The following is a 12,688-nucleotide window of genomic DNA, read 5'->3' on the forward strand; positions in this document are numbered from 1 at the left end:
TTAAAAGGTCAAATCTAATCCGGCCATATACGTTCTCATTACCGGCATTGTTCTGTCAGCATAGATGCTATAGCTTGCATAGGCTTCAGGGTCTATGCCTGCATCGTTCCTATACCAGTGAAACGGGTTCTGCACTTGCAGGGTAAATTTCGCGGCGGTGATCTTCTTAGTTTTGAACAAGCGCTCCGGGAAATGATAGGAAAGTGCAATATCCCGTACCTTGATATAGTCCGCTTTCATCGTATTCACATCTTCCGCAAACCAGATTATGCTGTAGTAAAGCCCGCCGTTACCTTTCAGGTCAGGCGCCGGCAACATGCCCGGGATCTTTTCGTCTCCCGGTTGCTTCCAGAAATTGAGCGTACGTTTATCCTGGTTATTGGAAAAATTCAACGTGTTGATGGCTTTGGTTACATCGCGCATAACGTTTCCCCCGTTTCCGATCATCATAATATGCAGGTCGAACTGTTTATAGGAGAAAGTATTTGTAAAGCCGACGGTATAGGTCGGGCGCATAGTACCGCTATAGACCAGGCCGTTTATATCCGTCATGTTTGCCACGATGGTACCGTTATCGTCATAATTTTTTACCACTTTGCCATCAGCATCATACACCAATACTGATCCATTCCCGGGGTCAAGACCTGCAAAGCGGAAGTTAAATACGGCATCCATCGGGTAGCCTACCCGGTTTACACCAAAACCGCTGGTGAGTCCTATTACCGACTCATCGTTGGTATTGATTTCCGTCATCTTATTCTTGTTGATACTCATATTGAGGGCAGAGTACCATGAGAAGTTCTTTCCTTGTACGTTCACCGTTTTTAATGACAGCTCAAAGCCCTTGTTATTCATGCTTCCAAAGTTGATGAGCGCGGTACTGAAGGCATTGGTGGGATCGGTAGCTTTCTGACCGAGGAGGTCGGTGCTTTTACGGATGTAATAGTCTACCGAGCCCGATATCCTGTTGCTTAATACGGCGAAGTCAATACCGAAGTTAGTAGTGGCGGTTTTCTCCCATCTCAATGACTTATTCGGCGGGTACACGATATTTGTAGCATTGGCGCCTGTTTCCGAGAAGAAGCTGGAAGAGGCTTGGAGATAAGGCCCTACCTGTTTCGCTACGTTTCCTCCAAGACCATAGGTGGCCCTAATATTTAGGTTGTTCAGCCAGTTGGCATCCTTGAGAAATGTTTCTTCAGTCATCCTCCAGCCGAGGCCGAAAGACCACAGTGGAAGATACCTGTAACGTGGATCCGTACCGAATAGGTTAGAGTTGTCTACACGTACGCTGGCCGTAGCATTATATTTATGATCGTAATTATATCCAACATTGCCGTAGGCAGATACGTAACGGTCTTCAAAGTAAGTGAAGTTGTTATAGCTATTATAATCAAAGTTAAAAGTGCTGTTGATGGACTCGGTACCCTTAAGGCTTCCCAGCGCTACTTCGTCTACCGGCATAAATTGCAGGTTGTTATCATTATATCCCATCTTGAACACCCTGGTAGCAGAAGTTACTATAGCTCTTCTTTCGGCGCCGGCAAGTGCAGTAATAAAATGTTTGTCAGCAATATTTTTATCATAGTTAAGCTGTAGGCGTGCCGTATAAGATTTGGAATCGCCTCTACGTTCACTGATCTGTCCCCCGTCAGGTACATTTTTTATAATTTCCCCATTTACTATCTGCGTAGCTTCATTAATCATATGCTTGGATTCATAAGAGTCGGCAGAATAGAAGTTTTTAAAATAGTTGCTACCGCGTTCCGTTTGGTACTTGAGATCCAGCGATAGTCCTTCTATAATTTTAGCGGTAAATCCACCTTGAAGTCGGAAATAATTGGAATGCCCGAGGTTATCAGTCTTATAAAGCTCATTCAGCGGGTTGAACGACTCATCCAGGAGGCCTTCATTTTTCAACCTATCTATCTCCGTTTGGGATTTAAGCCAATTCCAGGGTACCAAGTTACCATCGGCATCTTTGATCACTTCGTAGGGCATTGAGTTATAAAGACCCGTACCTCCACGCGATGGTGACCTATAGTTGCTTAGGTTGGTAGCGATGCCGGCTTCTGCTGTCAGCCACTTAAACACCTTCATACGGTCTTTTATGTTGATGTTCATTTCACCGGTGCGACTGCGTAAATTATCACCTTGGTTAGCCGTATAGTTCATGCTCAGGTTAAAAATATGCAGGTCATTACCGCCGTTGACCGAAAAATTATAACGTTGTTTTACCGCATCCTGCATCAGCAGATCCTGCACTTGTCCAATACCGTTTGAGTTGCGCAGCGTGTTCAGTGTATTGTCCAGCTCTTGTTGGTCTATCAAGTTCTGCTCATGCTTGTATAGGGCTTCAAGCACTTTTGGTTGAGCATACCTCATCGTGTTTGCATTATACCCCGGATGGTAGATGTTAAATAGCTCCTGTTGGAAATCCACCATCTGGGCGGAGCTCATATAGTTGAAATAACTTGCATCCGGAATAGGCGTCATGAATACAGTGCTTCCGACGTTAACGGTTGTTTTATGCGCATTTCCATGCCGCGTAGTGATAGAGATAACGCCGTTGGCAGCGCGGGTACCATATATTGATGCTGCGGCAGCATCTTTCATGACTGTTACATTCACCACATCTGCCGGGTTGATGAAGCCCAGGTCGCCCTCATATGGAAACCCATCTACCACGAAGAGCGGACTCTGGTTGCCATATAAAGTGGAAAGCCCGCGTATCGTAACATTCCCCTTGTTTACATACATCCCTGCCACTGTACCTTCAAGGCGATCTACCAGGTTGGTTTCCATCCTGGCGCCGAGCATCTTTTCAGTAACGGTACCGAAAGCGCCGGTTGCGCGCTCTTTAGGCAGCTTCTGGTATCCCGTGGAATAGGTTACAGAAACACCATCCAGGGAGTATAGCATTGTTTTCAGGGTAATATTACCTAATGACAGGATGCTCCCTTCGGAAGATACTGTGATCCTTTGCTGCACCGTGTTAAAGCCTAGCAGGGTAATCTCCAGGATATAGTTTCCCGGGGCAACGTTTTCGATCTTAAAAGACCCGTCTTCCTGGCTAGCGGTGCCTTTCTTGCCCGGGGATAACCGTATAGAGGCGCCCACGATAGGGTTCCCTACAGAGTCTATTATCCTGCCGGTTACTACGGAAGGAGTTTTAGTAACGTTTTCTGTAGCCTGCATTGAAGAGATCAAGATCGTTTTTTGCATAACCTGGTAGCTGAAAGGCTGGTTTTTCAGCACCAAATCCATAAAGTCGGTTAGCGGCATATTCTGCACACTAACGCTGACCGGGCTGATATCAGACAGGAGTTTCCTGGTACTAAGCACCAGGAAGCCGGTCTGTTTTTTAATGGTGGTAATAACCTGGCTGAACGGGATATCTTTTCCTTTCAGTGTAATTGTTTGTGCATCTGTAACAGCATGAACTTGCAAGAAGACAACTGTCATGAGTAAGAATGTCAATTTCATGGCCAGCGGGATTTTAATGACCGGCATAGGCAAATGCCGCTTTAGAATACGCAGTTTTTGCATAAATTACATTGCTTTTGGTTGATTAATTAATTGAAGTTCGTCAAGCTTTAATGGGAATCGACCTTTAAGTAATCCGCTACAGGCCCTAATCTGTGGCGGTTCTTATTCTAGGTAAGCCCAATAAAAGTCCTTACGGCGTTTCCGCCGATAAAAATTTTATCATCTCTATATTTGATTTTTATGGTGTTACGACAATACGCTTCCCTTTTTCCACATGAAAGTGCATTCCTAACTTTTCAAAGCCTTTCAGAAGGCTGGAAATTTTCTCATCCCGGCTCATTTCGCCGGCAAATTCTATATCCGGTGTACCGGGCTCATAAACCACTTCAATATCATACCACCTTGATATCTGCCGCATTACTTCGCGGGTTCCGGCACCGTTAAAATTAAAGATGCCGTCTTTCCAGGCCACGGCGCTGGAAGCGTCTATATCCCTTATTACATTGATATGATTCCCCTGGAGCTGCGCCTGCTGTCCCGGTGAGAGCACCGTGCTCTCCTTGCCTTTACGCACCCGGATGCTGCCTTTCAGCAGGGTAGCTTTGATTGCAGCTTCATCATCATAAGCATTGATGTTAAAGCTCGTTCCTAGCACCTCAATTTCTGCTTCATCATTTATATTTACCCTGAAAGGCATCCCTGCGCGGGGGGCTACCTCGAAATATACTTCCCCGGTAATCGTCACTTTGCGCTCTTTGCCTGTGAAGGCAGTGGGATAACGGATAGAGCTGGCAGCATTGAGCAGTACACCGCTACCGTCTGGGAGTACAACACGAAACTGTCCCCCGCGTGGCGTGGTCAGGGTATTATAGTTTACCGTTGCTGTAGGTAACTGGTCGTCATACTGTAAGGATCCGCCTTGCTGCCTGATCGCTACATCGCCCTGGTGAATAATCATATTCCCGGTACTATCCAATGGCACCTGTGAACCGTCTGACAAGGTCAGTACAGCTTTATTGGTACCCGGTGCAATTGCTTCCAGCATAGCTTGCTGCTTCAATGCCGGTGAAACGCCACTGTAATGCCGATAGAAAAAGGTGGCGCCTGCTATTAGCAATATAGCCGCGGCTGCTCGCCCCCATGCGGGAATATGCAGGAAATGACGACGGGGCGGCGTTGCTGAAAAGTCGACCTTGTCTGCCTGCAACGCTTTTTCTGCCAACATTGCATAAGGAGCTGTTTCGGTGACGCCAGCCGGATGCTGTTCCATAATACCGGCCATTACCTCCGCAAATAACTCTTTGTCTTCTCCCCGCTCAATGAAAGCCCATAGCTCCTGTATTTCTGCTTCAGAAGCCTTGTCATTGCCATATTGTTCCAATAAATATGTTAATCTATCCTGATTCATATACTCCGGGATATACTATAAAAACCCTTGAACTTTAAAAAAGGACCCATTGCCTGGAAAAAAAATTTTTAACGTCCTGCCACCAGGAGAAGAAAAACGAGCAACTTCCCGGCCCGCTCCAGCTTTCGACGGATTTTTTGCAAGGACAATACCAGGGTTTTCTTTACATAGTTAGATGAAAGATTCAGTTCGGCGGCTATTTCTGGTATCTTGAGCCCCTGTTCCCTGCTTAGCCGGTATATCTCGCGTTGGCGGGAAGAAAGCCCGGCTACTGCCTGTTGAATGAGCTGTTGCGTTTCCCGGAATGACATGGTTGCTTCCGTTTCCGAAACAGGCGCCGCTTCCCGCGATGACAACCACTGCTGGAGTCGTAGTTGCAGGCCGTTTTTGCGAAGATAGCGGTAGCACTCGTTGGCTACGATCCGAAATAACCAAGACTTGGGTTGACTGATGCCGGGAAGCTTGTCGCGATGCAACCAGAAACGAACTAAGGCTTCTTGTAGCACCTCTTTTACGGCTTCTTCCGATTTCAGGATTTTGAAGGAAAAGGCAGTCAGAGAGGGCAACAGGATGGCATATAGCTGTTTAAAGGCATGCTCGCTTCCTTCAGCAATCAGTAGATATAGTGCTTCTTCTTGATGGTATGAACCCTGCGATGACAATATCCCCCCTTTTTAATTAATGGGACTAAAGTAAATAAAAAATCACCGTTATGGTAATTCAAAACGAGGTTGATCGGTGATTATTTCAACCTTTTACACAACTTGAAGATCAGGTTGCAGGCCTAAGTATCTACGGGATAATTTTCCGCCCTTCACCTGCCGGGAAATTCCGGGAAATTAAATCCAGCCCTTCTCTAAGGCGAGGGTAATCAACTGTAACGGCGTTTTAGTCCCGGTCTTTTTAAAAATATTTTTACGGTGGGTACTGACGGTTAGGATGCTGATAGACAGGAGATCTGCAATCTCTGCCGATGTATGATACCGGGATATTAATAGCAATATTTCCCTTTCTCTTTTTGTTAATAATTCTTTCGTTGTTGAGAAACGCTTTTCCGGCTTTACGTCGATGTAAGATGGTTCTCCCTCCATCCCGATAAAGGAAAGCATCATTTTATTGGTTGTCTTCAGGTGCGTAATATCGGTATGCACTACGAAAGTTCTTAAAACTGCTCCTTCTTCATCACTTTGAATCGTAATAATTTGTTGTAAAATACGTATGTATGCCCCGTTTTTTTTCCTAATCCTGTAGTCGTAACGACTTTTATACTTCATGACCTTTCCGGGAGGTAGTTGTTGCCAAAACTTGGTTACAGTGGCTTCGAAATTGATAAAGTTGGGTAAATCATCCGGATGGATGATCTCCATTAATTTTTCAAGGTTAAATTCTTCCTTGCTATAACCAAGATGTTGCGTCATGGAATCACTGGCATATTCAATCACCATTTCCGGTGGATTGAATACCATGTAGTAATAATCCCCCACTTGGAAAAAATTGATCAGCTTTTTATACAGCTCCACTTCTAACTTCAATTCACCGGGCGTTTTATGCTGTCCTATTTCCGTCCATATTTTTTGCGCCTCGTTGAGGATGAGTTTCTCCATGACTAGCGATTTTGATTGCTATACTAAAATAAAAAAAATCATTGTTGTCCGACTAAATTTTAACCGGGGAGCAATTTGATCCCTCAATAGTTCGATTCAATGTCCACCTGCTCGTTTCTTGTACTTTTTTGTTTACCCAAAAAAATACAAAAAAAAGGCACAAATTGGCCATTACGGCCACCAATTTGATCGCTCGATCTGGCCTTTCTACTACTGTATGACAAAGCTACCCTTCGCTATCAACGGTGCGAAGCTCCACGGTTCTCTTGAAGGGGGGTGAATATATCATCCTTCGCTTATATCCTTGACCAGGTAAAGAATTCAAATACCTTTAAAGCATTTTCAGTCGGACAACAATGAAAAAAAACATTAAATATCCCTAGTACCAGGTATAACTGCTAATGCATACGATCCTTATCCAGAAAAGGTTTCAGATTAATTAAATTATAGGCTTGGATAGCCTGGAAAATGTTTTTCGCTTTCTTGGACCTGATGGGTAATATAATACTGGTCGTGGTGGATTCCTGCACGTTAGTATCTATTGTTCCTGTTGCAATCGTGGTATATGACATTTTATCTTGCTGGATAAAAGGGCTTTCATCCGAAAATTCTATTAACAAAAATGTTTCTTCTGGAAAGGCTTCGAAGTAATAATCATAATCGTACCAAAGTCCGGCCCGCTTAACTTTTGGCATTCCTAGCGACTCATCGAATACCAAGATTTCTTCTATCAATAAAGTTGTAGGTTCATTGTTAAAGCGATCTTCCAGTTGGTATGCAGAGGATATCCTGAAAGGTTCAATATTGAGTTCCTGTAAGGTGAATGTGTTATAAGCGCTTTCTCCCAGCTTGATATAACCTTGTTTTCCTTGAAAATAATTGGCCTCCTGTTGTAATAGCCGGACTATTTTTTCCCAAGCCTTCTGCGGATCTTGCGCTTGCGTTGAACAAGAGCTGAAAGCGATTAACAGCGTTGCAATTTGAAATATCTTTTTCATACGATAGATGGATGCAATAAAAAAAGCATTTCCATAAACTCATTTGAAAAAGATGTTTATAGAAATGCTTAATCAATCTACCGAAGCATTATTTTCCCCCGGCAACATCGATAAAAATTCCCGTGGAATAAGCGGATTTATCCGAGGCGAGCCAAAGTACCGCCTGGGCAACTTCCGTGGCCGTTCCCCCACGCTTTAAGGGTATCGTTTCTTTCAACCGGTCAATCCTACCCGGATCTCCACCGGAAGCATGGATGCCTGTTTCTATAAAGGCCGGCCTTACGCCGTTTACACGGATACCTTCGCTAGCCACTTCCTTTGCCAAACCCAAGGTCAAAGCATCAATAGCGGCCTTTGAAGCGGCATAATCTATATATTCAAAGGGAGCCCCCGTTTTGGCAGCCAAAGAAGAAATGTTGATAATCGTACCACCATGCCCGCCATTTTTATATGCCATTAATTTTACGGCTTCCCTTGCACAGATCATCGGCCCGGTTATATTTACCGAGAAAATTTTTTGCATGCGTTCTATGCTGATATCTTCCAGCTTGGATTGCTGCATCAAGATCCCGGCATTATTGACCAGGGAATCCAAACCCCCGAATGTTTCTACTGTTGCTTGGAAAACACGCTGTATATCCTTCTCATTTGACATATCACCTTGAATCGCGATCGCGGTACCGCCACCATCTTGAATTTCCTTTACTACGGCCTCCGCTGCATCCTTACGATTCAAGTAATTAACAACCACTTCATAAGATTCAGCGGCAGCCAATTTGGCAACGGCAGCGCCAATTCCACGGCTGCCGCCTGTAATTAACATCGTTTTCATGTAAACGTCTTTATCAATAAAAAATAAATTAACCTACGTTTCGTTACATATTTTTAAGGTTGATAGCGGCTTTCAATTTAGTTAACCTACCCAGCAGGGCTATTTCTTTCATTGTAGCGCCGATACCAATTTCATCAGCCAACCTCGCCAGTTCTATATTCAATGCATCCATTTCCGTAGGTCGATGATGTAAAATATCTTGAAGCGTAGAAATATATTGCCCATCCGACATTTGGCTGATCTGCATCACATTGTTAAAAACATCTTCCGGGGTTATTGCAATTCCTTTGGCATGTGCCAATGTCATACAGGAGACGATCAACTCTTTTGCCATATCACGCGCAACTTCATTCCTGTAAAAAATGCCGTTATCTATATGCAACAAGGGACAAATGGAGTTGAATACGCAATTGGCGATTACTTTTTTCCATATCAAAGATTGTATCTCATCACATTTACTGAACCGGAATTGCAAGGTTTGTATCTTATGTAGCAACCGGGTTAATGTTTCTTCATCACCACGGATTATCCCAACCGGGCATTCACGTACAGGCTTATACCTAATTGTATGCGGGTCCTCGAACTGGCAGGTTAGCATTAATACACACCTGTAAATATGTTCGAAATTTTGTTTCAAGAAAGCTTTCTCGATATTCAATCCATTTTGTAACACGAGCAATGGGTTGCCATTTAATTTTCCCCGCAAACTGACGCTGAGCGCTTGATTGCCAAACGCCTTATTAGCTAGTACAACTAACCCACCAAGCCTTGTAAAATCTGCCAGGCAGCCAATCTCAAGCTTAGCGACATACTTGTTGTTATCGGCCGCTAAGATTGTCATTTCTTCATAAGTTACCGGTGCATTAAAAACCGATCCTCTCAACAAGTACACTTGCCTTCCAGCTAAAGTAAGGAATACTGCAAGTGTTTTTCCTACGGCACCGGCCCCTATAATATATATCGGTTGCTCCTGCATAGCTTTCGATTGATGATTGAAAGCCGCTAAATTCAACAAAATACTTACATGATAGCAGTTGCAGTTTTTGTAATTTTAAGCATAGCAGTTTTCTCTTTTTACTATGAAAAAAGGATTTATTTACAAAAGAATAGCCGAAATTCTTGAGCACCAGATTTTGGGTAATACTTTACAAGCCGGCGACAAGCTACCATCATTACGAACCATTTGCAGGGAATATGGCGTGAGTCAAAATACTGCCCTGAAAGCATATTACCTGCTCGAAAGTAAAATGTTGATTGAGACGAGACCCCAATCGGGTTATTACGTGAGGTATTCTAATAAGCATTTACCGGGAAAGCCGAGTGTTAGTCAACCATTGGATGTAGCTAGTTTCACCGGGCAGGAAGAAATCGTTGCAACGGTATATGAACACCTGGGAGAAGAATCGAAGCATCCTTTTGCATTAGCGGAGCCTAGCTTAGCATTATTGCCGGTGGCAAAACTGAACAAAGCCTTAGTATTAGCTACGCGGAGTTTGCACGGAAGCGGTGTAGCATATGATAAAATGGAAGGAAACGAGCGGCTGCGCAGGCAGATCGCACGCTGGTCGTACGCGATGGAATGCAGTTTAAGTCATGAAGATATTATTACCACTTCCGGTTGCTTAAACGCCGTTTCCTACTGCTTGATGTCGGTAACGAAAAAGGGAGATACCGTGGCGATGGAAAGCCCCGTCTCATTCGGGATGTTGCAAATAGCCAGTGCCCTAGGATTAAAGATTTTAGAATTACCAACCGATCCGGACTTTGGCGTAGACATAAACGCCCTTGAAAAAGCATTGAAGAAAGGCGCGGTAAATGCATGTTTATTGATCTCCAACTTTAGTAATCCCCTGGGAAGCTACATGCCGGATGAACATAAAAAGGATATTGTAAAGTTGATACAACGCTACAACATTCCATTGATAGAAAATGACATCAATGGCGATGTATATTTTGGAACGTCAAGACCCAAATCTTGCAAAACCTTTGATGACAGTGGTTTAGTTCTATGGTGTGGCTCCGTTTCAAAAACATTGGCTCCGGGATACCGCGTGGGATGGGTTGCGGCAGGAAGATTTAAAGAAGCCGTACAACGCAACAAGTTGTATCATACTATTTCCACTACTTCGATCACGCAAGAAGTGATAGCACATTTTCTAGAAACGGGCAGATACGAAAATCATCTTAAGAAATTAAGGCAAACGCTTCATACCAACTTGTTAAAATATACAGCTGCCATTATGGAGTACTTCCCAACTGGCACCCGTATTAGCAACCCGAAAGGGGGATTCGTGATTTGGCTGGAACTCCCCCCTAACATAGATACGCGCATCATCTTAAAAAGGTCTTTGCCGCTGGGTATCAACTTTGCTCCCGGTAACATATTCACACTCCAATCCCAATTTCATAATTGTTTAAGACTGAACCTGGCCTTGCCTTGGAACGAATCTATAGAAGGAAATTTGAGATTGCTGGGTAGCTTATTCAATGACTATATTAAAAAGGTTGCGCCGAGTCCATGATTAATCATTTATATTTGACACCTGATTAACCTGATAATTTCTTCACCCGTACTTTACTTGCACCGCTAGTATAAAAATATTGATACAATGGATTTATATGGAAAACAGGATCGTAGCATCGCGCAAAAAATCATTATACACGTTTTAGAAATACTTCTATTGTTACTTTCCTACTGGATTTTGTTCCTCAAGGGAGGTGACTGGATATCCGGGCTGTTATCGATTTCTAATGCAATGGAGGGACTCGATAGGAGAATCATCCTATTCACATTTAACATTGTCATATTCCTGCGCTTAGGCTACATGATGCTCTTTTTATTGAAAAGAAAAATACCTTGGGAAGAAAGCTTCAGCGTCCCATTTGCATTTGCCTTGTATTACATCGGTTTTTCATTATTCGTTTTGCCAACGGCGAAGCCCATCGATTGGATTGATGGCATTGGCATACTCATTTTTAGCATAGGCTGCGTCTTAAATACAGGCGGGGAGGTATTGAGAAATAGGTGGAAGAAAAACCCGGATCACAAAGGAAAAATTTACACTGGAGGCTTCTTTAAATATTCAAGGCACATCAACTATTTTGGTGACATATTGTGGGTTTGTGGCTATGCAGTGTTAACTAGAAATATTTATGCAGTGATAATCCCGATATTCCTATTCTGTTTTTTTGCATTTTACAATGCCCCGAAACTGGATGCTTACTTGGCATCTAAATACGGGAAAGCTTATGATGATTATGCTAAAAAGACAAAGATGTTGATACCGTTTATTTATTAAGCCGTTTAGTTATGAAACAAGATCTAACGAAGCTATTACCTATACAATTCCCCATTATCCAGGCGCCCATGTTGGGCGTAACAAGCCCGGGGATGGTGGCTGCCGTTTCCAACGAAGGCGGGCTGGGCTCGCTTCCTATTGGCGGACTATCTCCCGACGCAGCAAGAACATTGATTAAGGCAACGAAGCAATTGACGCGAAAGCCTTTTGCAGTAAACCTATTCGCCCACGAGATTTCCAGCGTACCGCGGGATATATTGCAAAAAATGTGGTCATTCTTAGTAGAATTTGCTAAATCCAAAGGTTATCAACTCGATTCGCCAAGTTTACCGGAATTTAAATTTTACAATCACCGTCACCAGGTAGATATGTTGCTTGAAGAAGATATAAAGCATGTAAGCTTTACTTTTGGCAATTTGGATAACGAAAGTATCAAAAAATTACATGCCGCAGGAGTGAGCTTAATGGGTACCGCGACATGCCTGCAAGAAGCACAAATACTGGAATCTTCAGGTATAGACTTCATAATAGCGCAAGGCATTGAAGCGGGAGGACACCGCGGTTCATTCCTGGATGGCGAATTACCGCGGATAGGATTATTTAGTTTACTCTCCAATATCCTACAAAAATGTAAAATACCCGTTATTGCCGCCGGGGGGATACATCATTCTCAAAGTATCAGGGCTGCCATGGAACTTGGCGCCAGCGGTGTGCAGATCGGTACGCCATTTATCAATTCGGTGGAAAGCCAAGCCATTCCTTCCTATAAAAAACGTTTAGAGGAAGCTACCGGAACCGATACAAAATTGACATGTGCATTTTCAGGCAGGTGGGCAAGGGGTATAATAAATGAATTTATGCAGGAAGTAGAGCTGTCGGGCTTAGACATCCCGCCATACCCGTACCAAAACACGTTAACGGCAAGTTTGAGAAAAATGGCGCAAGCCAAGGATGATCATACTATGACCAATTTATGGTCGGGCCAATCATTGCCTTTGCAAGAAACGAGATCCTGTAAAGATATTTTCTTACGCTTGCTGTATTGAAATATGTTAATC

General features: G+C 43.5%; 10 protein-coding genes. 3 read left to right on the forward strand and 7 right to left on the reverse strand.

Features of this window, described 5'->3' with window-relative positions:
- From COR50_RS02760 to COR50_RS02790, 7 genes are all read right to left on the reverse strand, one after another.
- Entirely contained in the window at positions 1-3,486 is a 3,486-nt protein-coding gene (locus COR50_RS02760) for a SusC/RagA family TonB-linked outer membrane protein (RefSeq protein ID WP_157760595.1), read from the reverse strand.
- A 241-nt stretch (positions 3,487-3,727) separates the two neighbouring features.
- Positions 3,728-4,897, reverse strand: coding sequence for a FecR family protein (locus COR50_RS02765; RefSeq protein ID WP_098192563.1), 1,170 nt, complete (start codon positions 4,895-4,897; stop codon positions 3,728-3,730).
- 68 nt (positions 4,898-4,965) lie between these two features.
- Positions 4,966-5,559, reverse strand: coding sequence for an RNA polymerase sigma factor (locus tag COR50_RS02770; protein WP_157760596.1), 594 nt, complete (start codon positions 5,557-5,559; stop codon positions 4,966-4,968).
- Between the two features lie 177 nt (positions 5,560-5,736).
- Positions 5,737-6,501: a LuxR C-terminal-related transcriptional regulator gene (locus COR50_RS02775; RefSeq protein WP_098192565.1), complete on the reverse strand. Its 765-nt coding sequence runs from the start codon at positions 6,499-6,501 to the stop codon at positions 5,737-5,739.
- A gap of 398 nt (positions 6,502-6,899) precedes the next feature.
- Positions 6,900-7,499 (reverse strand): hypothetical protein, encoded by a 600-nt coding sequence (locus COR50_RS02780; protein WP_098192566.1) that lies wholly within the window; start codon positions 7,497-7,499, stop codon positions 6,900-6,902.
- Positions 7,500-7,587: 88 nt separating this feature from the next.
- Positions 7,588-8,331 (reverse strand): glucose 1-dehydrogenase, encoded by a 744-nt coding sequence (locus tag COR50_RS02785; protein ID WP_098192567.1) that lies wholly within the window; start codon positions 8,329-8,331, stop codon positions 7,588-7,590.
- 43 nt (positions 8,332-8,374) lie between these two features.
- Positions 8,375-9,307 (reverse strand): ketopantoate reductase family protein, encoded by a 933-nt coding sequence (locus tag COR50_RS02790; protein ID WP_157760597.1) that lies wholly within the window; start codon positions 9,305-9,307, stop codon positions 8,375-8,377.
- Positions 9,308-9,410: 103 nt separating this feature from the next.
- On the opposite strand from COR50_RS02790, the gene COR50_RS02795 reads away from it, so the two are divergent.
- The 3 genes from COR50_RS02795 (at position 9,411) to COR50_RS02805 (ending at position 12,676) form a co-directional block, all read left to right on the forward strand.
- Entirely contained in the window at positions 9,411-10,853 is a 1,443-nt protein-coding gene (locus tag COR50_RS02795; protein ID WP_098192569.1) for an aminotransferase-like domain-containing protein, read from the forward strand.
- Between the two features lie 87 nt (positions 10,854-10,940).
- Entirely contained in the window at positions 10,941-11,630 is a 690-nt protein-coding gene (locus COR50_RS02800; RefSeq protein ID WP_098192570.1) for a DUF1295 domain-containing protein, read from the forward strand.
- Between the two features lie 11 nt (positions 11,631-11,641).
- Positions 11,642-12,676: an NAD(P)H-dependent flavin oxidoreductase gene (locus COR50_RS02805; protein WP_098192571.1), complete on the forward strand. Its 1,035-nt coding sequence runs from the start codon at positions 11,642-11,644 to the stop codon at positions 12,674-12,676.
- Positions 12,677-12,688: the final 12 nt, after the last annotated feature.

Origin of the sequence: Chitinophaga caeni (assembly GCF_002557795.1) — a bacterium.
Classification (GTDB): domain Bacteria; phylum Bacteroidota; class Bacteroidia; order Chitinophagales; family Chitinophagaceae; genus Chitinophaga; species Chitinophaga caeni.